Annotated in this window: 18 protein-coding genes, 1 pseudogene and 1 riboswitch; of the genes and pseudogenes, 16 read left to right on the forward strand and 3 right to left on the reverse strand. The window is 73.0% G+C overall.

Annotated features, from left to right (window positions below):
- Nucleotides 1-312 precede the first annotated feature (312 nt).
- Together ACZ5K7_RS43680 and ACZ5K7_RS43685 are read right to left on the reverse strand one after the other, a co-directional pair.
- Nucleotides 313-1,440: an alpha/beta hydrolase gene (locus tag ACZ5K7_RS43680; protein ID WP_468923207.1), complete on the reverse strand. Its 1,128-nt coding sequence runs from the start codon at nt 1,438-1,440 to the stop codon at nt 313-315.
- Between the two features lie 248 nt (nt 1,441-1,688).
- Complete coding sequence (locus ACZ5K7_RS43685; protein ID WP_468923209.1) at nt 1,689-2,429, reverse strand: class II aldolase/adducin family protein; 741 nt, start codon at nt 2,427-2,429, stop codon at nt 1,689-1,691.
- Nucleotides 2,430-2,625: 196 nt separating this feature from the next.
- On the opposite strand from ACZ5K7_RS43685, the gene ACZ5K7_RS43690 reads away from it, so the two are divergent.
- From ACZ5K7_RS43690 to cobI, 10 genes and pseudogenes are all read left to right on the forward strand, one after another.
- Nucleotides 2,626-3,408 carry a lysozyme gene (locus tag ACZ5K7_RS43690; protein WP_468923212.1) on the forward strand — a complete coding sequence of 261 codons (783 nt, stop codon included), beginning with the start codon at nt 2,626-2,628 and terminating at the stop codon, nt 3,406-3,408.
- Nucleotides 3,409-3,582: 174 nt separating this feature from the next.
- Nucleotides 3,583-4,845, forward strand: coding sequence for an inorganic phosphate transporter (locus ACZ5K7_RS43695; protein ID WP_351694693.1), 1,263 nt, complete (start codon nt 3,583-3,585; stop codon nt 4,843-4,845).
- A gap of 19 nt (nt 4,846-4,864) precedes the next feature.
- A complete protein-coding gene (locus ACZ5K7_RS43700; RefSeq protein WP_351694695.1) occupies nt 4,865-5,092 on the forward strand; it encodes a hypothetical protein in 228 nt (75 codons plus the stop codon).
- 158 nt (nt 5,093-5,250) lie between these two features.
- A riboswitch (cobalamin riboswitch) is annotated at nt 5,251-5,390 on the forward strand.
- Nucleotides 5,391-5,491: 101 nt separating this feature from the next.
- Nucleotides 5,492-6,475, forward strand: a complete 984-nt coding sequence (locus ACZ5K7_RS43705) for a cobalamin biosynthesis protein (protein WP_468923216.1) — start codon at nt 5,492-5,494, stop codon at nt 6,473-6,475.
- Complete coding sequence (locus ACZ5K7_RS43710; RefSeq protein ID WP_468923219.1) at nt 6,472-7,983, forward strand: cobyric acid synthase; 1,512 nt, start codon at nt 6,472-6,474, stop codon at nt 7,981-7,983. Before ACZ5K7_RS43705 ends, ACZ5K7_RS43710 begins: the two co-directional genes overlap by 4 nt.
- Nucleotides 7,980-11,633, forward strand: a complete 3,654-nt coding sequence (gene cobN, locus ACZ5K7_RS43715; RefSeq protein WP_468923221.1) for a cobaltochelatase subunit CobN — start codon at nt 7,980-7,982, stop codon at nt 11,631-11,633. The genes ACZ5K7_RS43710 and cobN overlap by 4 nt, the downstream gene beginning before the upstream one ends.
- Complete coding sequence (locus tag ACZ5K7_RS43720) at nt 11,630-13,639, forward strand: putative cobaltochelatase (protein WP_468923222.1); 2,010 nt, start codon at nt 11,630-11,632, stop codon at nt 13,637-13,639. The genes cobN and ACZ5K7_RS43720 overlap by 4 nt, the downstream gene beginning before the upstream one ends.
- A complete protein-coding gene (cobO, locus tag ACZ5K7_RS43725) occupies nt 13,639-14,247 on the forward strand; it encodes a cob(I)yrinic acid a,c-diamide adenosyltransferase (RefSeq protein ID WP_351694705.1) in 609 nt (202 codons plus the stop codon). The genes ACZ5K7_RS43720 and cobO overlap by 1 nt, the downstream gene beginning before the upstream one ends.
- Nucleotides 14,248-14,249: 2 nt before the next feature.
- Nucleotides 14,250-15,851 (forward strand): annotated as a pseudogene (locus tag ACZ5K7_RS43730) (cobyrinate a,c-diamide synthase); the annotation flags it as partial.
- Nucleotides 15,836-16,600, forward strand: a complete 765-nt coding sequence (gene cobI / locus ACZ5K7_RS43735; protein WP_468923225.1) for a precorrin-2 C(20)-methyltransferase — start codon at nt 15,836-15,838, stop codon at nt 16,598-16,600. The pseudogene ACZ5K7_RS43730 and the gene cobI, both read left to right, overlap by 16 nt.
- A gap of 5 nt (nt 16,601-16,605) precedes the next feature.
- On the opposite strand, the gene ACZ5K7_RS43740 is transcribed toward cobI, so the two are convergent.
- Complete coding sequence (locus ACZ5K7_RS43740; RefSeq protein ID WP_351694711.1) at nt 16,606-17,334, reverse strand: ZIP family metal transporter; 729 nt, start codon at nt 17,332-17,334, stop codon at nt 16,606-16,608.
- Nucleotides 17,335-17,418: 84 nt separating this feature from the next.
- Between ACZ5K7_RS43740 and cobM the strand changes: the two genes are divergently transcribed.
- Genes cobM through cobC form a run of 6 tightly spaced genes read left to right on the forward strand, consistent with a single transcriptional unit; the run spans nt 17,419 to nt 23,775 of the window.
- Nucleotides 17,419-18,267, forward strand: a complete 849-nt coding sequence (gene cobM, locus ACZ5K7_RS43745; protein WP_468923229.1) for a precorrin-4 C(11)-methyltransferase — start codon at nt 17,419-17,421, stop codon at nt 18,265-18,267.
- Nucleotides 18,264-19,496: a precorrin-6y C5,15-methyltransferase (decarboxylating) subunit CbiE gene (gene cbiE / locus ACZ5K7_RS43750; protein WP_468923232.1), complete on the forward strand. Its 1,233-nt coding sequence runs from the start codon at nt 18,264-18,266 to the stop codon at nt 19,494-19,496. The genes cobM and cbiE overlap by 4 nt, the downstream gene beginning before the upstream one ends.
- A complete protein-coding gene (gene cobJ, locus ACZ5K7_RS43755; RefSeq protein ID WP_468923234.1) occupies nt 19,493-21,196 on the forward strand; it encodes a precorrin-3B C(17)-methyltransferase in 1,704 nt (567 codons plus the stop codon). Before cbiE ends, cobJ begins: the two co-directional genes overlap by 4 nt.
- Nucleotides 21,193-21,777, forward strand: coding sequence for a precorrin-8X methylmutase (locus ACZ5K7_RS43760; protein WP_351694719.1), 585 nt, complete (start codon nt 21,193-21,195; stop codon nt 21,775-21,777). Before cobJ ends, ACZ5K7_RS43760 begins: the two co-directional genes overlap by 4 nt.
- On the forward strand, nt 21,774-22,700 hold the full coding sequence (locus ACZ5K7_RS43765; protein ID WP_468923237.1) for a sirohydrochlorin chelatase: 927 nt from the start codon (nt 21,774-21,776) through the stop codon (nt 22,698-22,700). Before ACZ5K7_RS43760 ends, ACZ5K7_RS43765 begins: the two co-directional genes overlap by 4 nt.
- Nucleotides 22,690-23,775, forward strand: a complete 1,086-nt coding sequence (gene cobC / locus ACZ5K7_RS43770) for an Rv2231c family pyridoxal phosphate-dependent protein CobC (protein ID WP_468923240.1) — start codon at nt 22,690-22,692, stop codon at nt 23,773-23,775. The genes ACZ5K7_RS43765 and cobC overlap by 11 nt, the downstream gene beginning before the upstream one ends.
- Nucleotides 23,776-24,000: the final 225 nt, after the last annotated feature.

The raw sequence follows: 24,000 nt of genomic DNA on the forward strand, positions 1-24,000 counted from the left end.
GGGGTCGCGTTCGGACGAGTCGAAGCCTTGAGTCGCGCGGGATACGGGACGTCACGGGTGCAGTCTTCCGGTTGACGGTCCGAAAACCCAAACGGAATGTCACGGGGGGCGACGGGGCTGGCCAACGCACGGGGCCCGAGGGGAGGCGGGGAGACATGTTCAGGCCAGTGGTACGGCCTTAAACGGAACCCTCGGGACCGACTGGAATCGGGGCTTCCGGCTTGCCTCGGGGCGAGGTCAGGGAGGTGCCGCACGCGCGGAGAAAATCAGATCAAAGGAGTCATCTCACAAGAGAGGAGATATTCAGGGGCATCACATCAGAGGTGTGAGGAATCGGCGCAGCCGCTCCTCGTACTGCCGGGGGTCGGCGTTCCACATCGCGCCGTGCGGGGCGTCCGGCACGGTGTGCAGGGCGACGCGGTCGGGACGCCGGGCGGCGAGCCGGCGGGAGTACGTCCAGGGGGCCACCGTGTCGTCGGGGCCGTGGACGATCAGGGTGGGCACGGTGAGCCGCTCCGGGTCGACGGGGTCACCGACGTGGTCGGCGTGCAGGCCGGCGCGGCCCTGGGCGGCGCGCACCGCGAGCGGCAGCAGCGGCTCGGGGGTGTGCCGGGCCTGCGCGAGGGCCCGCAGGGTGGCCTCCCAGCTGAGCACCGGCGAGTCCAGGACCAGCCCGGAGACGCGCTCACGCAGCGCCGAGTGGGCGGCGGCGCGCAGCGCCATGGTGGCGCCGGTGGACCAGCCGTACAGGACGACGCGGCGGGCGCCGTAGCGGACGGCGTAGCGGATCGCCGCGTCCAGGTCGCGCCACTCGCTCTCGCCGAGGTGGTTCAGGCCGTCCGGGGAGCGCGGGGCGCCGAGATCGCCGCGGTAGGCGAGGGCGAGGACGGGCAGGCGCCGGCCGTGCAGGAACCGCATCACGTTCATGGGGAGCTCGCGGGTGGTGCCGAGGCCGTGCACCGCGATCACCCAGGTGTCCCGGTAGCCGGGCACGAACCAGGCGGGCAGCGAACCGAGTTCGCCGGGCAGGTCGACGTCGGCGTGGTCCAGGCCCAGGGCGGCGCCGGGGTTGCCGATGTGCACGTTGGGGGTGAGCCAGACCTTGTCGCCGGTTTCGAGGGTGCCGTGGGTCACGCGCTCCAGCCGCCGTACGACGGTGTCGGGGGTGTTCGCGGCGGACTCCAGGACGGCGCCGACGACCGCGTGCGAGCCGTCGCCGGCCAGGCCGTAGGTGCCGGGGCGCAGCGAGGCGAGGTCCCGGGTGAGGGCGATGCTGTCGGCCGTGGTGCCGTGCACGGTGAGCCGGGGCTCGGTGGGCAGCGGCCGGCCCGGCGCCGCCTTCAGGGCGGCGTCACTGGCGAACCGCCCCGCGGCCACGCCGGCCGCACCGGCGGCGAGTACGGCACCGACGGCGGCAGCCGTGACTTTGACTGGGCGCACCTGTCCAGTGTCGGGGCGGACCGGGACGGCGGCCAGTGGAGGCGGGGGCCGCCTGTCGCACGGGCGGAGCTTTCGGGAGGGGGATCGCCGGTCCGGCACCGCCGGAACGGTACGTCGTGGGTTGGCGCCGGCGCGGCGGAGCGAAGTCGGGCGGCGCGGAAAGGAGAAGCACGAAGAGCGGCACGCGAGGAACTCAAGGGACGCGACGCGAGGAAGGCCGCCCCGGCTACGAGAGGGGGCCGCCCCGGCTACGCCTGCCCCTTCCGCTGGCCGTACCCCCGCAGCCGCTCCCCCACCTCCGCCACCTGTTCCGGTGACAGCAGGCTCGGGGTCAGGCCGGGGACGGCGGACGCCGTCAGCCACAGGTGGCACATCCACTCCAGTTGGGCGGTGCGGTCGTAGGCCTGGGTCAGGGTGGTGCCGTAGGTGATCGTGCCGTGGTTCTGGAGGAGGCAGCCGGAGCGGTCGGTCAAGGCGCGGAGCATGTTCTCGGCCAACTCCTCGGTGCCGTATGTCGCATACGGGGCAACCCGGACGGCACCGCCGAGCGCGGCGGACATGTAGTGGATCGCGGGAAGCTCGGGGACGAGCGTCGAGACGGCCGTGGCGTGGACGGCGTGGGTGTGCACGACGGCGCCGGCGTCCGTACCGCCGTAGATCGCGAGATGCATCGGCAGTTCGCTGGTCGGGACCAGGGTGCCGAGGACCTGGCGGCCGGCGAGGTCGACGCCCGTCACGTCGTCGGGGGTGAGCCGGTCGTAGGGCACGCCCGACGGTGTGACCAGCACGGTGTCGCCGACCCGGACCGAGACGTTGCCGGAGGTGCCGACGACCAGGCCGTCGGTCACCGTGCGGCGGGCGGTGGCGACGAGTTCGCGCCAGGCGCTCGCCTCCTCCGCGCGTACATCGCGCCTTCGCGGCTCCGACACACCCTGTGCGCCACCGCGTCCATCCCGTGCGTCACGGTCGTGCCGCTGTTGCTCAGCCATGGCCCGATCCTGTCAGGCAGCGCCCCAACCGGCTTGTACGGCAGGGCACTTTAGGCCGGACATCCCGAATCCAGTAGAGCGCAAAGCGGCACAAAGAGCCCCATTTCATGGCTTGGCCGAAGATCGCCGATGATACGCCGATCTTCCAATAATCTCTGGACGATTTTTCGTACACGTCGCCATTCCGGGGGGAAACATGGCCCGTGACCGCTCTCCGTCGCGCCACCACCGCCACCACGACCGCCATCGTCACCACGCCCGCGTCCTCGTGGCGGCCGTGGCCGCGCTCGCCCTCTCGTGGGCCCCGACCGCGTTCGCCGGGACAACGGCGTCCGCGGCGAGCCTGCCGAAGGGGCACGACGTCTCCTCGCACCAGAAGAACGTCGACTGGCCGGACGCCAGGGCGAAAGGCGCCAAGTTCGTCTACATCAAGGCGACCGAGTCCACCACCTACCGCAACCCGTACTTCGGCCAGCAGTACAACGGTTCGCACGAGGCCGGAATCATGCGGGGCGCCTACCACTTCGCCCTGCCGAACAAGTCGTCGGGCGCCCGGCAGGCCGCGTACTTCGCGAGCCACGGCGGCACCTGGACCGCGGACGGCTGGACACTGCCGCCCGCACTCGACATCGAGTACAACCCGTACGACAGGAAACACAGGTGCTACGGGCTGAGCCACTCCACGATGGTCAAGTGGATCAAGTCCTTCAGCGACGAGCTGAAGCGGGAGACCGGTCAGCGGCCGGTGATCTACACGACCACCCACTGGTGGAACCTCTGCACCGGCGGCAGCAGCGCATTCGCCGCGAACCACGCCCTGTGGATCGCCCGCCACGGCTCGGCGGACGCGGGAGCGCTGCCGGCCGGATGGTCGCACTGGACCTTCTGGCAGTACGACAACAGCGGCAGCCTGCCGGGTGACCAGAATCTCTTCAACGGGTCGGCGAGCCGGCTGAAGTCGTTCGCCAAGGGCTCCTAGCCAAGGGGCGCACGGGCCGCCGGACCGGAGACGGGACGGCGGCCTCGCCCGTGCCCGCGCACACATACCCTGAAGTCGATCACAGACACCACAGAGACCACCTCAGTTCACCTTCCGTTCATCCAGGTTGCCTACGGTCCAACGGCCGATGACCTCTATAGATTGTCTGGGTAAATGGAAAACTTCTCGCTGATCCTCGCGATTGTGGTGGTGACCGCACTCGCGTTTGATTTCACGAACGGTTTCCACGACACCGCCAACGCGATGGCCACGACCATCTCGACCGGCGCGCTCAAGCCCAAGATCGCGGTGGCCATGTCCGCCGCACTGAACCTGGTGGGCGCCTTCCTCTCCGTGGAGGTCGCCAACACGATCTCCAAGGGCCTCGTCGACGAGAACGGCATCCGCCCCGAGGTCATCTTCGCCGCCCTGGTCGGCGCGATCCTCTGGAACCTGGTGACCTGGCTGGTGGGCCTGCCCTCAAGTTCCTCGCACGCCCTGATGGGCGGTCTGATCGGCGCCACCGTCGCCTCCGCCGGCTTCGGCGCGGTCCACGGCGACGCGCTGGTCACCAAGGTCCTGCTCCCGGCGGTCGCCGCCCCCGTGGTCGCGGGCCTCGCGGCGATGCTCTCCACCCGCCTGTCGTACGCGATCGGCAAGAACGCCGAGGGCGCCGAGGACGAGGCCACCCGCAAGGGCTTCCGCGCCGGTCAGATCGCCTCGGCCGGCCTGGTCTCGCTCGCGCACGGCACCAACGACGCGCAGAAGACGATGGGCATCATCACCCTCGCGCTGATCGCGGGCGGCACCATCGCCCCCGGCTCGAACCCTCCCACCTGGGTCATCCTCTCCGCCGGCCTCGCCATCGCGCTCGGCACCTACATCGGCGGCTGGCGCATCATCCGCACCATGGGCAAGGGCCTGACCGACCTCCAGCCGCAGCAGGGCTTCGCCGCCCAGACCAGCGCGGCCACCGCCATCCTGGCCTCCTCCCACCTCGGCTTCTCGCTCTCCACCACGCATGTCGTCTCCGGTTCCGTGATGGGCGCGGGCCTGGGCCGCAAGGGCGGGACGGTCCGCTGGTCCACCGCGACCCGCATGATGGTCGCCTGGGTGCTCACCCTGCCCGCGGCCGCGGTCGTCGGCGCGCTCGCCGAGTCCGTGACGGACCTCGGCGACTGGGGCACGGCGGTCGTCGCCGTCTTCCTCGTCGCCTCCAGCGCCGCGATCTGGAAGCTCTCCCGCCGCGAGGTCGTGGACAGCGCCAACGTCAACGACACCGACGGCATCGAGCCGGCCGGCGTGGTGACCGCGGCGATGGCCGCCGTGACCCCGCCGCCCGCGGGCCCGGTGACCGACGACCTCACCGCCACGATCCCGTCCCCCGCCCCGTCACCCGCGCCGGTCACCGCCACCGACCCGGCCGCGACCGTCTGACCCCCGAGGAAGAACCGACATGAACATCGACTGGGCAGCCATCGGCTCCGTCTTCGGCGTCAGCCTCGTGGTCACCGTGGGCATGGTGGCCCTCTTCACCCTCGGCATCAAGGGCCTCTCCGCCCGTGAACGCGCCACGGCCCAGGGCAACTCCGCGGCCCTGGCAGTGACCGCCGCCTACCTGTGTTTCGCGGCCTGCGCGGCCGCCGTGGCCTACGGCATCCACCTGATCGTGGCCAAGCCCTGACCGTGGCCAAGGCCTGACCGGGCCGGTCGCTCGCGGCAGGCGAAGGCTCCTCCCCGACCCGCTCGGGAGGAGCCTTCGGCATGCCCCACGGGCCCCGCTGGACCACCGGTGTGGGCCTTCCCACACACTCCCCTCGCAGGTCAACGGCAAGTTGACGGGTCTTCCGGGGGCGTGGTGGACTTCCGGAGCCAAGTACGGCGGCAAGAGAGGAAGCCGGTGCGAATCCGGCGCGGTCCCGCCACTGTCACCGGGGTAGCCATCCCCGGGAGCCAGGAACTCTCACCGCCGGTCTCGTCGAACCAGGGCGTGGACACCCTGAGTGAGGACATATCGCCATGCGCGGCTGCCGTTCGAGGTTGAGTACCCGGCCCCTTCCCGCTCCCGCGGCGGGCTGAGCCGATGGGTGCCGGTCGCGTCTTCGCGTACGGCGCCGCCGCCGGCCTTCTCGGCGATCTGCTGCTCGGCGATCCGCGCCGGGGGCATCCGGTCGCCGCGTTCGGCCGGGCGGCCGGGTCCGTCGAACGGGCGCTGTGGCGGGACCACCGCGGGTGGGGCGCGCTGCACACCGCGGTGTGCGCCGGCGGCGCCGTGACTCTGGGTGCCCTGGCCCAGCGGTTCGTACGACCGTCCACCGCCGCGTCCGTCGCGCTCACCGCGACCGCCACCTGGGCCGTCGTCGGGGGCACTTCACTCGCCCGTGAGGCCGGTGCCATCGGGCGCGCCCTGGAGACGGGGGACGTCGAGGCCGCGCGGGCCCGGCTGCCGCATCTGTGCGGAAGGGATCCGCAGGCCCTGGACGCCGACGGGATCGCCCGGGCGGTCGTGGAGTCCGTCGCCGAGAACACGAGCGACGCGGTCGTGGGTGCGCTGGTGTGGGGGGCCGTGGGCGGGGTGCCGGGGCTGCTCGGGTTCCGGGCCGTCAACACCCTGGACGCCATGGTGGGCCACAAGTCGGCCCGGTACCGGCGGTACGGGTGGGCCTCGGCGCGGCTGGACGACGTGGCGGGGTGGCCGGGGGCGCGGCTCACCGCCGTACTGGCCGCCGTCGCCGGGGATGACACCAAGGGAGCCGTACGGGCCTGGCGGGCCGACGCGGCGAAGCATCCGAGTCCCAACGCCGGGCCGGTGGAGGCGTCGTTCGCGGGGGCGTTGGGGGTACGGCTCGGCGGGACCTTGTCATACGGCGGGCGGGTCGAGCATCGGCCGGTGCTGAACGGGGAGGGGCGTGCAGTGGAAGTCACGGACATCGAACGGGCGGTGCGGTTGTCGCGGCGGGTGGGGTGGCTGGCGTGGGGGGTGAGTGCGGCCGGGGCCCTGCTGCGGGGGCGGGTTGCAAAGAACCCGGCGCCGTCGGCCGTGCGGCTCCCGGGGAGTTCCTCATGAACAACGGAGGTCTCCTCGTCGCCGGTACCACCTCCGACGCCGGCAAGAGCGTGGTCACCGCCGGTATCTGCCGGTGGCTGGTGCGGCAGGGCGTCAAGGTCGCGCCGTTCAAGGCGCAGAACATGTCCCTCAACTCCTTCGTCACGCGCGAGGGCGCCGAGATCGGGCGGGCGCAGGCCATGCAGGCGCAGGCCTGCCGCGTCGAGCCGACCGCGCTGATGAACCCCGTGCTGCTCAAGCCGGGCGGCGAGCAGAGCAGTCAGGTCGTGCTGCTCGGCAAGCCGGTCGGTGAGCTGAGTGCGCGCGGCTATCACGGTGGACGGCAGCAGAAACTGCTCGGGACCGTGCTCGACTGTCTCGCCGAGTTGCGGGGCACGTATGACGCGGTGATCTGTGAGGGGGCGGGCAGTCCGGCGGAGATCAATCTGCGCCGGACCGACATCGTGAACATGGGGATCGCGCGCAACGCGCGGATTCCGGTGCTCGTCGTCGGCGACATCGACCGCGGGGGCGTGTTCGCCTCGTTCTTCGGCACCGTCGCCCTGCTCTCGCCGGAGGACCAGGCCCTCGTCGCCGGGTTCCTCGTCAACAAGTTCCGGGGCGACGTCTCCCTGCTGGAGCCGGGCCTGGACATGCTGCACGGCCTCACCGGGCGGCGCACGTACGGCGTGCTCCCCTTCCGGCACGGGCTCGGGATCGACGAGGAGGACGGGCTGAGGGTCTCGCTGCGCGGGACCGTCCGGGAGTCGAACACGGCCCCGCCCGTCGGGGCGGACGTGCTGCGGGTCGCCGTCTGCGCGATCCCCCTGATGTCCAACTTCACGGACGTGGACGCGCTGGCCGCCGAACCCGGTGTCGTGGTGCGGTTCGTGGACCGGCCCGAGGAACTCGCCGACGCCGATCTCGTCGTGATCCCCGGGACCCGGGGGACGGTCCGGGCCCTGGACTGGCTGCGGGAGCGGGGGCTCGCGGACGCGCTGCGGCGCAGGGCCGCCGAGGGGCGGCCGGTGCTCGGCATCTGCGGTGGCTTCCAGGTCCTCGGGGAGCACATCGAGGACGAGGTCGAGAGCCGGCGCGGCCGGGTGGCCGGTCTCGGGGTCCTGCCCGTACGGGTGCGGTTCGCCCGGGAGAAGACCCTCACCCGGCCCGTCGGCGAGGCCCTCGGCGAGCGCGTCGAGGGGTACGAGATCCATCACGGAGTCGCCGAAGTCACCGAAGGGGAACCCTTCTTGGACGGCTGCCGGGTCGGGCAGACCTGGGGCACCCACTGGCACGGCTCCCTGGAGTCGGACGGTTTCCGGCGGGCCTTTCTGCGCGAGGTGGCGGCCGCCGCGGGCCGCCGGTTCGTGCCGGCCCCCGACACCTCGTTCGCCGCGCTGCGCGAGGAGCAGCTCGACCGGCTCGGCGACCTGATCGAACAGCACGCGGACACCGACGCGCTCTGGCGGCTCATCGAGTCGGGCGCGCCGCAAGGACTGCCCTTCATTCCACCGGGAGCGCCCGCATGAGCACTGTGTTGTTGTTGTCGACCGCCGACACCGATCTGCTGGCGGCCCGGGCCGCCTCCGGTGCCGACTACCGGATCGGCAATCCGACGCGCGTCGATGTCGCGGAGGAGCTGCCCGCGCTGATCGAGGGCGCGGACATCGCCGTCGTACGGCTGCTCGGCGGCAAGCGGGCCTGGGAGGACGGGCTCGCCACGCTCAAGGCCGCCGGGATCCCCACCGTGCTCCTTGGCGGCGAGTCCGTGCCGGACGCCGAGTTGATGGCCGAGTCGTCGGTGCCGGCCGGTGTGGTCGCGGAGGCGCTGCGCTATCTCGTCGAGGGCGGGCCCGCGAACCTCCTTGAACTGTCCCGGTTCCTGTCCGACACCGTGCTGCTGACCGGCGAGGGGTTCGCCGAGCCGCAGAAGATGCCCGAGTTCGGGGTGCACGGCTCGTACCGGATCCGGCCCGGCCGTCCCACGGTCGGGGTGCTCTTCTACCGAGCCCACGAACTGAGCGGCAACACCGCCTTCGTGGACACCCTGTGCGACGCGATCGAGGCGCGGGGCGCCAACGCCCTTCCGGTGTACTGCGGTTCGCTGCGCGGCGCGGACGCCGGGCTGTACGAGACCCTCGCCGGGGCCGACGCGCTGGTCGCCACCGTGCTGGCGGCCGGCGGCACCCACGCCTCGCAGGCCTCGGCCGGCGGTGACGAGGAGGCCTGGGACATCGGGGCGCTCGCCGATCTGAACGTCCCGGTGCTGCAGGGCCTCTGTCTGACCTCCTCCCGGCAGGCCTGGGGCGAGTCCGACGCCGCCCTCTCCCCCATGGACGCGGCGATGCAGGTCGCCATCCCGGAGTTCGACGGCCGTCTGATCACCGTGCCGTTCTCCTTCAAGGAGCAGGGCCCGGACGACGTCCCGGTGTACGTCGCCGACCCCGAGCGGGCCGCACGGGTGGCCGGGATCGCCGTACGGCACGCGCGGCTGAAGCACAAGCCGAACGCCGAGAAGAAACTCGCGCTGGTCTTCACCGCCTATCCCACCAAGCACTCGCGCGTCGGCAACGCGGTCGGGCTCGACACCCCTGCCTCGGCGGTACGCGTACTGGACGCGCTGCGGGATGCCGGGTACGGGGTCGAGGGACACCCAGACAACGGGGACGAGTTGATCCACCGGCTCATCAACGCCGGTGGCCACGACGTCGAATGGCTCACCGAGGAGCAGCTGGCCGCCGCGCCCGCGCGGGTGCCGCTCGGCGACTACCGGGCGTGGTTCGACAAGCTGGACCCTGACCTCAGGGCAGGCATGCTGGAGGCGTGGGGCGAGCCGCCGGGCAGCCTGTACGTGGACGGCGACGACATCGTCCTCGCCTCCCTGCAGTTCGGGAACGTCGTCGTCATGATCCAGCCGCCGCGCGGCTTCGGCGAGAACCCGATCGCGATCTACCACGACCCGGACATGCCGCCGTCGCACCACTACATGGCGGCCTACCGGTGGCTCGAGAACTCTTTCGGCGCGGACGCAATCGTGCACATGGGCAAGCACGGCACGATGGAGTGGCTTCCCGGCAAGGGACTCGGGCTGAGTGCCGGCTGTGCACCGGACGCGGTCCTCGGCGAGCTGCCCCTGATCTACCCGTTCATCGTCAACGACCCCGGCGAGGGCACCCAGGCCAAGCGGCGCGGGCACGCCACCGTGGTCGACCATCTGGTCCCGCCGATGGCCCGTGCCGACACCTACGGCGACCTGGCCAAGCTGGAGCAGCTGCTCGACGAGTACGCGCTGGTCTCCGACCTGGACCCGACGAAGGCGCCGGCCGTGCGGGCGCAGATCTGGACGCTGGTCAAGGCGGCCGAACTCCACCACGACCTGCATGTGGACGACCAGCCGGACGACGCCGACTTCGACGAGTTCGTCATGCACATCGACGGCTACCTGTGCGAGATCAAGGACGTGCAGATCCGCGACGGCCTGCACATCCTCGGCGGCGGCCCGGTCGGCGAGGCGCGTGTGAACCTGGTGCTGGCCGTGCTGCGGGCCTCGCAGGTGTGGGGCGGGCAGGCCAACGCGCTGCCGGGGCTCAGGGCCGCGCTGGCCGCGCACTTCGGCCTGGCCGAGAAGGAGTTGCTCGCCGAGCCCGGTGCGCCGGTGAAGGTGCCGGTCGAGCTGTCCGATCTCGTGGAGGGTCCGTCCCGCACGGCCGCCGACGCCATCGACCTGCTGGAGCAGCTCTGCCGACGGATCGCGGAAGGGATGGAGGAGCGCGGCTGGGCGGTCGCGGACAGCCGTTCTCTCATCCGTGACGTCCTCGGCACCGAACTCCCGGACGCCGTCGCGGTGCTGGAGTTCGCCTGCGCCGAGGTCGTGCCCCGGCTGGCCCGCACCACGGACGAGATCAGCCACATCCTCAGGGCACTCGACGGCGGTTACGTCCCGGCGGGACCGTCCGGCTCCCCCACCCGCGGGCTGGTCAACGTCCTGCCGACCGGCCGCAACTTCTACTCGGTCGACCCCAAGGCCATTCCCTCCCGGCTGAGCTGGGAGGTCGGCCAGTCCCTCGCCGACTCGCTGGTGCAGCGGTACCTCCAGGACACCGGCGCGTACCCGAAGTCCGTCGGGCTGACGGTGTGGGGCACCTCGGCGATGCGCACCCAGGGTGACGACATCGCGGAGATCCTGGCGCTGCTGGGCTGCCGTCCGGTCTGGGACGAGGCGTCGCGGCGCGTGACCGGCTTCGAGGTGGTCCCGCTGGACGAGCTGGGCCGGCCGCGCATCGACGTCACGGTCCGGATCTCCGGCTTCTTCCGGGACGCGTTCCCGCACGTGGTCGGGCTGATCGACGACGCCGTGCGCAAGGTCGCCGAGCTGGACGAACCCGCCGACCGCAACTACGTGCGCGCCCACGCCGACGAGGACACCGCCGAACACGGCGACCGGCGGCGTGCCACCGCCCGTGTCTTCGGCTCCAAGCCGGGCGCGTACGGCGCGGGGCTGCTGCCGCTGATCGACGCCCGCAACTGGCGCTCCGACGCCGACCTCGCCGAGGTCTACGCGGTCTGGGGCGGTTACGCCTACGGGCGCGGGCTCGACGGGCGGGCGGCGCGCGGGGACATGGAGACCGCGTTCAGGCGGATCGCGGTCGCCGCGAAGAACGTGGACACCCGCGAGCACGACCTGGTCGACGCCGACGACTACTTCCAGTACCACGGCGGCATGGTCGCGATGGTGCGCCATCTGACCGGCACCAACCCCGAGGCGTACGTGGGTGATTCGGCCACCCCCGACCAGGTGAGGACCCGGACCCTCGGCGAGGAGACGCACCGTGTCTTCCGGGCCCGGGTGGTCAACCCGCGCTGGATGGCGGCCATGCGCCGGCACGGCTACAAGGGCGCCTTCGAGATGGCGGCGACCGTCGACTACCTCTTCGGCTACGACGCCACGGCCGGGGTCGTGGACGACTGGATGTACGAGAAACTCAGCGCGGAGTACGTCTTCGACCCTGAGAACCGGGACTTCATGAAGAAGTCCAACCCGTGGGCGCTGCGCGGCATCACCGAACGGCTCCTGGAAGCCGCCGACCGGGGCCTGTGGGCCGAGCCGGACGCGGACACCCTGGAGCGGCTGCGCGCCACCTACCTGGAGCTCGAAGGCGACCTGGAGGGCGACCAGTGACCACCCCCTTTCCCTTTACGGCCGTCGTCGGCCAGGACGACCTGCGGCTGGCGCTGCTGCTGAACGCCGTGTCGCCGGCGGTCGGCGGCGTGCTGGTGCGCGGCGAGAAGGGCACCGCCAAGTCCACGGCGGTACGCGCCCTTTCGGTGCTGCTGCCGACCGTGGACGTCGTCGCGGGCTGCCGTTTCTCCTGTGACCCGGCCGCCCCGGACCCGGCCTGCCCGGACGGGCCGCACAACCCGCCCGGTGCCTTCGAGTCCCGCCCGGCGCGCATGGTCGAACTGCCGGTCGGCGCCTCCGAGGACCGGCTGGTCGGCGCCCTCGACATCGAACGGGCCCTGGCCGAGGGCGTGAAGGCCTTCGAGCCGGGTCTGCTGGCCGACGCCCACCGGGGCATCCTCTACGTCGACGAGGTCAACCTCCTCCACGACCACCTGGTCGACCTGCTGCTGGACGCGGCCGCGATGGGCGCCTCGTACGTGGAGCGCGAGGGTGTCTCGGTACGGCACGCGGCGAAGTTCCTGCTCGTCGGCACCATGAACCCCGAAGAGGGCGAGCTGCGCCCGCAGTTGCTGGACCGGTTCGGGCTGACCGTGGAGGTGGCCGCCTCACGCGAGCCCGACCAGCGGGTGGAGGTGGTCCGCCGGCGGCTCGCGTACGACGACGACCCGGCCGGTTTCGCGACGCGCTGGGCCGGTGAGGAGGCCGCCGTACGGCAACGGATCGTGGCGGCGCGGGCGTTGCTGCCGTCGGTGCGGCTAGGTGACGGGGCGCTGCGGCAGATAGCGGCGACCTGTGCGGCCTTCGAGGTCGACGGTATGCGCGCCGACATCGTGATGGCGCGGACGGCTACCGCGCTGGCCGCGTGGGCCGGGCGGACCGAGGTGCTGGCGGAGGACGTCCGGCAGGCCGCGCTGCTCGCGCTGCCGCACCGCAGGCGCCGTAACCCCTTTGACGCGCCCGGGCTCGACGAGGACAAGCTGGACCAGACGCTGGAGGAGTTCTCCGGGGAGTCCGAGTCCGAGGACGACGATCCCGATCCGGACGGTCCCGGCGGGGGCGGCGGCCGGCCGGCGCCCGACGACGGTGACCCGCAGGGCGGCGACACGGGGGCGCGGCCCGAGGCCGGGGAGGACGGCGAGCCGCAGGCCTCCGGCGGCTCGGGCGAGCAGGCGCCGACCCGGTCCGCCGAGCCCTTCCGCACCAAGGTGCTGACCGTGCCGGGGATCGGTGCGGGCGCCGCCGGCCGGCGGTCCCGGGCACGCACCGAGCACGGCCGTACGACGGGTGCGCGGCGGCCCCGGGGCGCCCTGACCAAGCTGCACCTGGCGGCGACCGTGCAGGCCGCCGCCCCGCATCAGCGGGCGCGCGGGCGGTCCGGTCCCGGCCTGGTGGTCCGGCGGGACGACCTGCGGCAGGCGACCCGGGAGGGGCGCGAGGGGAACCTCGTGCTGTTCCTGGTCGACGCGTCCGGGTCGATGGCGGCCCGGCAGCGGATGAGCGCCGTGAAGGGGGCCGTGCTGTCGCTGCTGCTCGACGCCTATCAGCGGCGGGACAAGGTGGGGCTGGTGACCTTCCGGGGCTCGGCCGCCGAGGTCGCGCTGCCGCCGACCTCGTCCGTGGACGCGGCGGCGGCCCGCCTGGAGGCGCTGCCGACCGGGGGGCGTACGCCCCTCGCCGCCGGGCTACTCAAGGCGCACGACGTGCTGCGGGTGGAGCGGTTGCGGGACCCCGCGCGGCGGGCCCTCGTGGTCGTGGTGACCGACGGACGGGCCACCGGCGGTCCGGAGCCGGTCGCGCTCGCCGGGCGGGCGGCGCGGCTGTTCGCGGCCGACGGGGTCGCCTCGGTGGTCGTGGACTGCGAGTCGGGGCCGGTACGGCTCGGACTCGCCGGGCAGTTGGCCGGTGAGCTGGGCGGTGCGGCGGTGACGCTCGACGAGTTGCGGGCGGACTCGATCGCCGGGCTGGTCAAGGACGTGCAGAGTCGTTCAAGGAGGGCCGCGTAGTGCCGCAGGGACAGCCGAGTGTCGTACCGGACGACGGACTGACGACTCGTCAGCGTCGTAATCGGCCTCTTGTCGTCGTGCACACGGGCGTCGGCAAGGGCAAGTCCACCGCCGCGTTCGGGCTCGCGCTGCGCGCCTGGAACCAGGGGTGGCCGATCGGGGTGTTCCAGTTCGTCAAGTCGGCGAAGTGGAAGGTCGGCGAGGAGCGGGCGCTGCGCGTCCTCGGGGACTCCGGGGAGGGCGGGACCGTCGCCTGGCACAAGATGGGCGAGGGCTGGTCCTGGGTGCAGCGCGATCTCCAGGGGGACAACCTCAGCAACGAGGAGAAGGCCCGGGAGGGCTGGGAGCAGGTCAAGCGGGACCTGGCGGCCGAGACGTACCAGCTGTACGTGCTCGACGAGTTCGCGTACCCCATGCACTGGGGGTGGGTGGACACCGACGAGGTCGTCGAGGTGCTGCGGAACCGGCCCGGCAACCAGCATGTCGTGATCACCGGGCGGAACGCGCCCGAGAAGCTGGTGGACCTCGCCGACCTCGTTACCGACATGTCCAAGGTCAAGCACCCGATGGACGTGGGGCAGAAGGGGCAGAGGGGCATCGAGTGGTGATGTCTTCCGTCCCACGGCTGGTCATCGCCGCGCCGTCGTCCGGCAGCGGCAAGACCACCGTTGCCACGGGGTTGATGGCCGCGTTCGCCGCGCGGGGGCTCGCCGTGTCCCCGCACAAGGTCGGACCGGACTACATCGACCCCGGGTACCACGCGCTCGCGACCGGGCGGGTGGGGCGGAATCTCGACGCGTATCTGTGCGGTCCCGAGCTGATCGGGCCGCTGTTCGCGCACGGTGCGCGGGGCTGCGACATCGCCGTGGTCGAGGGCGTGATGGGGCTGTACGACGGGGCCGCCGGGGAAGGCGAACTCGCGTCCACCGCGCATGTCGCCAAGCTGCTGCGGGCGCCGGTGGTGCTGGTCGTGGACGCGTCGTCGCAGTCGCGGTCGGTGGCCGCGCTGGTGCACGGGTTCGCGTCCTGGGATCCGGAGGTGCGGGTCGGGGGCGTGATCCTGAACAAGGTGGCGTCGGACCGGCACGAGGAGTTGCTGCGGGAGGCGCTGGAGTCCTCCGGGGTGCCGGTGTTCGGGGTGCTGCGGCGGGTGGCCCGGGTGGACACGCCGTCGCGGCATCTGGGGCTGGTGCCGGTCGCCGAGCGGCGGGGCGAGGCGGTGGAGGCGGTGGCGGCGATGGCCGCGCAGGTCTCCGACGGGTGTGACCTGGAGGGGCTGCTGAGGTTGGCCCGGGGGGCCGGGGTGGTGCCGGGTGCGGCGTGGGATGCGGGTGCGGCCTTGGCTTCCGTGGTTTCCTCGCCCCCGCCGCCCCTGCCCGTCCCTTCACCAGGGGCGGGCGCCCCTTCGACCCCGGCTTCGGGGGCTGCCGCCCCCGGACCCCCGCTTCGGCCTGAACGGCCTCGTCCTCAAACGCCGGACGGGCTGAATGATGGGGGTGCGCGACCTGTAGCGGACGGGCTGCATGACGCGGGTGCGCGATCTGTACCGGGCGGGCTGCATGACACGGGTGCGCGATCGGTATCGGACGGACTGGATGGCAGGGGTGCGCGGCCTGTGGTCGCCGTCGCGTCCGGGGCCGCCTTCACCTTCTCCTATGCCGAGCACACCGAGCTGCTGGCCGCCGCCGGGGCAGACGTCGTGCCGTTCGATCCGTTGCGGGACGAACAACTGCCGGACGGGACGCGGGGATTGGTCGTCGGCGGGGGTTTTCCCGAGGTGTACGCCGCCGAGCTGTCCGCCAACGAGCCGCTGCGCAAGGCCGTCGGCGCCCTCGCTCACAGCGGCGCTCCGGTGGCCGCCGAGTGTGCGGGGCTGCTCTATCTGTGCCGGGAGCTGGACGGGCTGGCGATGTGCGGTGTGCTGGACGTCCGCGCGGAGATGACCGAGCGGCTGACTCTCGGCTACCGGGACGCGGTCGCCGTGAGCGACAGTGTGCTGGCGGTCGCCGGGACGCGGATGCGGGGGCACGAGTTTCACCGGACCGCGGTCGAGCCGGGGGCCGGTGCGGCGCCCGCGTGGGGTGTGCGTACCCCCCGGCCGCGGGTCGAGGGTTTTGTACAGCAGGGTGTGCACGCGAGTTATCTGCACACGCACTGGGCGTCCGAGCCCGGTGTGGCCCGAAGGTTCGTGGAGAGGTGCCGGACGTCATGAGCAGCAGCAGGCTGATCGGAGTCGGGGTGGGTCCGGGTGACCCCGAGCTGGTGACCGTGAAGGGCGTCAACGCCCTGCGTGCCGCCGATGTGGTCGTCGTACCCGTCATGGCTGGGCCTGATGGAAAAGACGTCGGTGAGCGGGGGCGTGCCGAGGCCACCGTGCTGCACTACGTCGGCGCGGAGAAGGTCGTCCGGGTCGTGTTCGCGCTGAACGAGCGCAGTGACCGGGGGCGGCGCGAGGCAGCCTGGGACGCGGCGGGTGCCACGGTCGCCGGGTTGCTGCGCGAGCACGGCTCCGTCGCCTTCGCCACCATCGGGGATCCGAACGTCTACTCGACCTTCACCTATCTCGCGCAGACCATCGCCGGGCTGGTGCCGGACGTGGTCGTGGAGACCGTGCCCGGCATCACCGCCATGCAGGACCTCGCAGCCCGGTCCGGTGCCGTGCTCACCGAGGGGACCGAGCCGTTGACGCTGGTGCCGGTGACGGCGGGTGCCGAGGTGCTGAAGGACGCGCTGAGCGGGCCGGGGACGGTCGTGGCGTACAAGTTCGGGCGGCAGGCCGGCGCGGTCGCCGAGGCACTGCGGGAGACCGGTCGGATCGAGGACGCCGTGTGGGGGTCGGCGCTGGGCCTTGACGAGGAGTCCATCAGGCCCGCCGCCGAGCTCGACGGCTCCCCGCTGCCATATCTCTCCACGCTCATCGCGCCGCCGCGCCGGGACGGTGGCAGAGGCGGGAAACTGTGAGCGCCTCAGCCCGAGATGCCCACCACCAGCCAGATGAAGGCGGCTCCGGCCACCGTGCACAGCAGGGTGGAGCGGGCGGGGTGTTCGTGGTGGGCCTCGGGGAGGATCTCGGCGGCGGCCAGATACAGCAGGACGCCGCCGAAGAGGCCGAGATAGCCGCCGAGCACGGTCTCCGGGATGGTGAAGAAGACGGTCGACAGGGCGCCCAGGACGGGTGCGCAGGCGTCGGCGATCAGCATGCCTATCGCCCGGCGGCGCGCGTTGCCGTAGAGGCTCGTGATGGTGAACGTGTTGAAGCCGTCGGCGAAGTCGTGCGCGATCACGGCCAGCGCGACCGCCGTGCCCATGCCGCCGCCCACCTGGAAGGCCGCGCCGATCGCCACGCCGTCCATCGCGCTGTGCCCGACCATCGCGCCGGCCGCCGTCAGGCCCACCTCGGGCGCCCGGTGACCGTGTTCGTCGCCGCCGTGCGCGGCCTGGCGCAGGGCCAGCGTGCGTTCCACCAGATGGGCCAGCAGGAAGCCGGCCACGAAGAGCAGCAGGGCGGCCGGTACGCCGAAGATCTCCCGGCCGGCCGCGTGCAACGCCTCCGGCAGCAGGTCGAGGCCGACCACCCCGAGCATCAGGCCGCCGGCCAGGCCCAGGACCAGATGGCGACGGTCGGTCACGCGCTGTGCCGTCCAGCCGCCGGCCAGCGTCATCAGGAACGCGCCGAGCGCGACGAAGACCGCCATGTGCCCTTGCTATCCGATCGACCCGCCCCAGCGCACATCCAGCAGCACCCGTAACACCGTTTGTCCAGAGAGGACCGATTTTTCATGGCCGATGCCGCTGCCGCCGCCACTGCCTTCGGCGCCGCCCCCACCGGCAAGGTGACCTTCGTCGGTGCCGGCCCCGGCGCCGCCGATCTGCTGACGTTCCGGGCCGCGCGCGCGATCGCCGAGGCCGACGTGGTGATCTGGGCCGCGAGCCTGGTCCAGGCGGAGGTCCTCCAGCACGCGCGCGAGGACGCGGAGATCCTCGACTCGGCCACGATGTCGTTGGAGGACGTCGTCGCCGTCTATGAGCGGGCCGGGGCGCAGGGGCTGCGGGTCGCCCGGATCCACTCCGGCGATCCGGCCCTGTGGGGCGGTACCCAGGAGCAGGTCGACCGGTGTGCCGGGATCGGTGTCGAGGTCGAGATCGTGCCGGGCGTGTCCTCCTTCTCGGCCGTCGCCGCGCTCGCCCAGCGCGAGCTGACCATTCCCGAGGTCGCCCAGTCCGTCGTCCTGACCCGGCTCGGCGGCGGCAAGACGCCGATGCCGCCGGGCGAGGAGGTACGGGAGTTCGCCCGGCACGGCACCACCATGGCGATCTTCCTGTCCGCCGCACGCAGCGGGCAGCTGGTGCGGGAGCTGCTGGAGGGCGGCTATCCGACGTCGACGCCGGTGGTCGTCGCCTACCAGGCGACCTGGCCGGAGGAGCTGGTCGTGAAGTGCACGATCGAGACGCTGGAGGAGACGGTCAAGGAGCACAAGCTCTGGAAGCACACCCTGTTCCTGGTCGGCCCCGCCCTGGACGCCCACGGCACCCGCTCGCACCTGTACCACCCCGGCCACTTCCATGGCTTCCGCAAGGCCGATCCGGAGGCGCGGAAGGCGCTGCGCGAGCGGGGGGCCAGTACATGATCACAGTCATCGGTACGGGGACGGGGGCGCCCCTGGCTCCGGAGGCGCTGGCCGGGGCCGAGCTGGTGGTCGGCGGGCGGCGGCACCTGGACGCCGTGCGGCTGCCGGAGGGCGCCGAGCGGATCGTCCTCGGGCCGCTGGCGCCCGCGCTCGACGCCATCGAGGAGTACGCCGGCAAGGACCGTTCCGTGGCCGTGCTGGCCTCCGGCGACCCCGGGTTCTTCGGGATCGTGCGGGCGCTGGCCGAGCGGTTCGGGCCGGAGCGGCTGGAGGTGCGGGCCGGAGTGTCGTCCGTCGCCGCCGCGTTCGCACGGGTCGGGCTGCCCTGGGACGACGCGGTGGTGGTGAGCGCGCACGGGCGGGAGCCGCGTACGGCGGTCCATGTCTGCCGGGCGCATCCGAAGGTGGCGGTGCTGACAGGTCCGGGGGCGGGCCCGGCGGAGCTGGGGGCGGCGGTGCCCGCGGACCGGCGGCTCGTCGTCGCGAGCGCGCTCGGTGATCCCGAGCGGGAGCGCGTCGAGTGGGTCACGCCCGCCGAGGCCGCCGGCCGGGACTGGGGCGCGGACGTCAGCGTGGTGCTGTGCCTGGACCCGGCGCGGGCGCTCGGGGCGGTGCGCACCGTCGCCGGGGTGCCCGCCGGGCCTGCCCGATGGGCCCTGGACGAGCGGGAGTTCGCGCACCGGGACTCGATGATCACCAAGTTCGAGGTGCGGGCGCTGGCGCTGGCCCGGCTCGGGCCGCGGATCGGCGACCTGGTCTGGGACGTCGGCGCGGGTTCCGGGTCGGTGGCGGTGGAGTGCGCGCGGCTGGGTGCGGCCGTCGTCGCGGTGGAGAAGGCCGCGGACGGGGCCGAGCGGATCGCCGCCAACGCGCGGGCGCACGGCGTGTACGTGGACGTGGTGCACGGGACGGCGCCGGATGCCCTGGCCGGACTCCCCGATCCCGACGCCGTGTTCGTCGGCGGGGGCGGAGGCGAGTTGCCCGCCGTGGTCGGCGCCTGTGCGCTGCGGGCCCGGCGGACGGTGGTGGTCGCGCTGGCCGCCCTGGACCGGGTACCGGCGGCGCGCGAGGCGCTGACCGGTGCCGGGTTCTCCTGCGACGGGGTGCTGCTGCAGTCCTCGCGTCTCGCGCCGCTGCCGGGTGACGTGACCCGGCTGGCGGCGGCCAATCCCGTGTTCCTGCTGTGGGGGACCCGAATCCCCCTTTCCGAAGAAGGAGTTGCTCAGTGATCGGCCTCATTTCCGCCACCGCGGCGGGGGCGGCGGCACGCGACCGGCTGGCCGCGGCGTGGCCGGACCGCACGCGGGTGTACGACGGTCCGGTCGGGGACGCCGTGCGGTCCGCGTTCGCGGAGTGCGGGCAGCTGGTGTGTTTCCTGGCCACGGGTGCGGTGGTCCGGCTGATCGCCCCGCTGCTGGGCGAGAAGACGGCCGACCCGGGTGTGGTGTGCGTCGACGAGGGCGGCCGGTTCGCCGTGTCCCTGGTCGGCGGACACGCGGGCGGCGCGAACGAACTCGCCCGGGAGGTGGGCGAGGTACTGGCCGCGCAGCCGGTGGTGACCACGGCCACGGACTCCGTCGGACTGCCCGGCCTCGACGCCCTGGGTTTCCCGGTCGAGGGCTCGGTGGCGACCGTGTCACGGGCCCTGCTGGACGGCGAACCGGTCGCCCTGCGCACCGAGTTGACGTGGCCGCTGCCCCCGCTGCCGTTGGCCGGGGAGGGCGCGTACACGGTCCGGCTGACCGACCGCGCGGTCGAACCCGCCGAGCGCGAGGTGCTGTTGCGCCCGCCGTCCCTCGTCGTGGGTGTCGGCGCCTCCAAGGGTGCTCCCGCCGACGAGGTGCTCACCCTCGTCGAGGGGGCCTTGCGGGACGCGGGACTCTCTCCGCGCAGCATCGCCGAACTCGCCACCGTCGACGCCAAGGCCGAGGAGGCCGGCATCGTCGAGGCGGCCGCCCGGCTCGGGGTCCCCCTGGTGACGTACACCGCGGAGGAGTTGGCCGCGGTGGCGGTCCCCAACCCCTCCGACGCGCCCCTGGCCGCCGTCGGCACCCCGTCCGTCGCGGAGGCCGCTGCCCTGGTGCGGGGCGGCGAACTGCTCGTCCCCAAGCGGAAGTCGGCCCCGCGCGACGGCCGGCCCGCGATGGCGACCTGCGCGGTCGTACGACGGCTCGCGCGCGGCCGGCTCGCGGTCGTCGGGCTCGGACCCGGCGCGCGTGACCTGCTCACCCCGCGCGCCAAGGCCGAACTCCGGCGCGCCTCCGTGCTCGTCGGGCTCGACCAGTACGTGGACCAGATCCGTGACCTGCTGCGGCCCGGTACCCGCGTCCTGGAGTCGGGGCTCGGTGCCGAGGAGGAGCGGGCCCGGACCGCGGTCGCCGAGGCGCGGGCCGGGCATGCCGTCGCGCTGATCGGCAGCGGGGACGCCGGTGTGTACGCGATGGCCTCGCCCGCGCTCGCCGAGGCCTCCGACGACATCGACGTGATCGGCGTCCCGGGCGTCACCGCGGCGCTCGCCGCCGGGGCGATCCTGGGTGCGCCGCTCGGCCACGACCATGTCTCCATCAGCCTGTCCGACCTGCACACGCCGTGGGAGGTCATCGAGCGCCGGGTGCGCGCGGCAGCCGAGGCCGACATCGTGGTGACCTTCTACAACCCGCGCTCCCGGGGCCGCGACTGGCAGCTGCCGAAGGCGCTCGCGATCCTCGCCGAGCACCGCGCGCCGACGACGCCGGCCGGTGTCGTACGCAACGCCTCGCGCCCCGACGAGTCGAGCCGGGTGACCACCCTGGGCGCGCTGGACCCGGCGTGGGTCGACATGATGACCGTCGTGACCGTGGGCAACACCGCGACCCGGAACATCGCCGGGCGCATGGTCACCCCGCGCGGTTACCGCTGGCAGGAGAGCGCTCCGGAGGGGGCCGAGTGAACCGGGTCGTCCACCCCATCGAGGAGGAGTCCTTCCGGCGGCTGCGGGCCCGCCTGGACACCTCGCACTTCCCGCCGCTGACCCGTGCCGTCGTGGAGCGGGTCATCCACTCCGCCGCCGACCTGGAGTACGCGACCGACCTCGTGACCGACGAGGGCGACCTGGTGAAGGCGCATGCCGCACTGCACGCCGGAGCGCCGGTCGTCGTGGACGTGGAGATGGTCGCCGCCGGGATCACCCGCCGGGAGACGGTGTGCCGGCTGCGTGACGCCAGGTCCGTTGCCGGGCTCACCCGCTCCGCGCACGCGATCCGTCTCGCGTACGAGCAGGTGGGCCCCGGCGCGCTCTGGGTGATCGGCAACGCGCCGACCGCCCTGGAGGAGCTGCTGACGCTGGACGCCTCCCCCGCGCTCGTCATCGGCCTGCCCGTCGGCTTCGTCGGCGCCGTCGAATCCAAGGCCGCGTTGCGGGAGAGCGGGCTGCCCGCCGTCAGCAACGTGTCCGAGAAGGGCGGCTCGGCGGTCGCCGCCGCCGCGCTCAACGCCCTGCTGTACCACCCCACTTCCGAGGAGACGCTGTGACCACCCCGCCCGCCCTGCTCATCGCCGGCCATGGCACCCGGGACGAAGCCGGGGCCGAGGCGTTCCGTGACTTCGTACGGCAGCTGGGGCGCCGCCACCCCGAACTGCCCGTCGCCGGCGGCTTCATCGAGCTGTCCCCGCCCCCGCTGGGCGAGGCCGTGGCCGATCTCGTCGAGCGCGGGGTACGACGGTTCGCCGCCGTACCGCTGATGCTGGTCTCCGCCGGGCACGCCAAGGGCGACATCCCGGCCGCGCTGGCCCGGGAGAAGGAACGGCACCCGGGGATCTCGTACACGTACGGGCGTCCGCTGGGCCCGCACCCCGCGCTGCTGGCCGTCCTGGAGCGGCGGCTGGACGAGGCACTGGGCGCCGGCGAGGGACGTGCCCCGATGGACCGGGCGGACGTGACCGTGCTGCTGGTGGGCCGGGGTTCCACGGACCCCGACGCCAACGCCGAGGTGCACAGGGCGGCGCGGCTGCTGTGGGAGGGGCGCGGGTACGCCGGGGTGGAGACGGCGTTCGTGTCGCTGGCCGCGCCGGACGTGCCGAGCGGACTCGACCGGTGCCTGAAACTGGGGGCGCGCCGGATCGTCGTGCTCCCGTACTTCCTGTTCACCGGGATCCTGCCGGAGCGGGTGCGGCACCAGACCGAGGGCTGGGCGGCCGCGCACCCCGAGGCCGAGGTGCGCTCGGCGGATGTCATCGGGCCCGAGCCGGAGTTGCTCGACCTGGTGATGGAGCGGTACCGGGAGGCGGCCGCGGACGAGGTGCGGATGAACTGCGACTCGTGTGTGTACCGGATCGCGCTGCCCGGTTTCGAGGACAAGGTGGGGCTGCCGCAGCAGCCGCACTTCCATCCCGACGACGACGGCGACCACCACGGCCACCATCATCACCACGGCGGGCACGCGCATGCGCACTGAGGGCGGCTCCGGCGGCTCCGGAGGCGGGCACGATCTGCGGCACCACGGCGACGCCGAGGTCCGTGACAGCGGTTCCGCGCTGGTCGACCTCGCGGTCAATGTACGGGCCGACACTCCCCCGGCCTGGCTGCGGGAGCGGATCGCCGGGTCGCTGGGCGGTCTGGCGGCCTATCCCGACGGGCGGGCGGCGCGGGCGGCGGTCGCGGCGCGGCACGGGCTGCCGGTGGAGCGGGTGCTGCTGACGGCGGGTGCGGCGGAGGCGTTCGTGCTGCTGGCGCGTGCGCTGAAGGTGCGCCGGCCGCTGGTGGTGCATCCGCAGTTCACCGAGCCGGAGGCGGCGCTGCGGGACGCGGGGCACACCGTGGACCGGGTGCTGCTGCGGGAGTCGGACGGGTTCCGGCTCGATCCGGCGGCCGTTCCGGAGAACGCCGACCTGGTGGTGATCGGTAATCCGACCAACCCCACGTCGGTGCTGCATCCCGCCGAGGTGATCGCCCGGCTCGCCCGACCCGGGCGGACGCTGGTGGTGGACGAGGCGTTCATGGACGCGGTGCCGGGTGAGCGGGAGGCGCTGGCCGGACGGACCGATGTGCCGGGTCTTGTGGTGCTGCGCAGTCTGACGAAGACCTGGGGGCTGGCCGGGTTGCGGGTCGGCTATGTGCTGGCCGCGCCGGAGATCATCGCGGAGCTGGCGCGGGCGCAGCCGTTGTGGCCGGTGTCGGCGCCGGCGTTGGTGGCGGCCGAGGCGTGTGTGGCGCCGCGGGCGCTGGCGGAGGCGGCGCACGCGGCGCACCGGGGGGCGGCCGACCGGGCTCATCTGGTGGCGGGTCTTGAGGAGTTCGCGCCGGAGGGGGTCCGGGTGGCGGGGCCCGCGGAGGGGCCGTTCGTCCTCGTCCGGATGGCCGGGGCGGCCGCGGTGCGGCGGCAGTTGCGGGTGTTGGGGTACGCGGTGCGTCGGGGGGACACGTTTCCGGGGCTGGACGAGGAGTGGGTGCGGATCGCCGTGCGGGACCGGGGGACGGTGAACGGGTTCTTGCAGGCGCTGGATCAGGCGTTGATGTTGGTACGCGGCTGAAGGGAGGGGAACTGCGCGCCGTTGTCGGGTGCCGGATGTCTGTGGCTGGTCGCGTCCGCGGGGCGGTAGCCGGGGATCGACTACCGCCCCGGGGCCCCGACGGGGGGCTGCAGTCCTCGGGGGGTGTTTTGGACCACCCCCCCCCACGGGGGTTCGGGGCAGTGACCCGTGGAGAGGCGGTTGGCCAAACCGGCCGCACGACGACAAAAAAAAACAAAAGTGGCT

The organism is Streptomyces sp. NPDC031497, assembly GCF_055580905.1.

Bases quoted from the DNA above. Each gene is read 5' to 3' on its own strand.
- ACZ5K7_RS43685 (WP_468923209.1), bottom strand. From the start codon at position 2,429: ATGGCTGAGCAACAGCGGCACGACCGTGACGCACGGGATGGACGCGGT.
- ACZ5K7_RS43690 (WP_468923212.1), top strand. From the start codon at position 2,626: ATGGCCCGTGACCGCTCTCCGTCGCGCCACCACCGCCACCACGACCGC.
- ACZ5K7_RS43695 (WP_351694693.1), top strand. From the start codon at position 3,583: ATGGAAAACTTCTCGCTGATCCTCGCGATTGTGGTGGTGACCGCACTC.
- ACZ5K7_RS43700 (WP_351694695.1), top strand. From the start codon at position 4,865: ATGAACATCGACTGGGCAGCCATCGGCTCCGTCTTCGGCGTCAGCCTC.
- ACZ5K7_RS43705 (WP_468923216.1), top strand. From the start codon at position 5,492: ATGGGTGCCGGTCGCGTCTTCGCGTACGGCGCCGCCGCCGGCCTTCTC.
- ACZ5K7_RS43710 (WP_468923219.1), top strand. From the start codon at position 6,472: ATGAACAACGGAGGTCTCCTCGTCGCCGGTACCACCTCCGACGCCGGC.
- cobN (WP_468923221.1), top strand. From the start codon at position 7,980: ATGAGCACTGTGTTGTTGTTGTCGACCGCCGACACCGATCTGCTGGCG.
- ACZ5K7_RS43740 (WP_351694711.1), bottom strand. From the start codon at position 17,334: ATGGCGGTCTTCGTCGCGCTCGGCGCGTTCCTGATGACGCTGGCCGGC.
- cobM (WP_468923229.1), top strand. From the start codon at position 17,419: ATGGCCGATGCCGCTGCCGCCGCCACTGCCTTCGGCGCCGCCCCCACC.
- cbiE (WP_468923232.1), top strand. From the start codon at position 18,264: ATGATCACAGTCATCGGTACGGGGACGGGGGCGCCCCTGGCTCCGGAG.
- cobC (WP_468923240.1), top strand. From the start codon at position 22,690: ATGCGCACTGAGGGCGGCTCCGGCGGCTCCGGAGGCGGGCACGATCTG.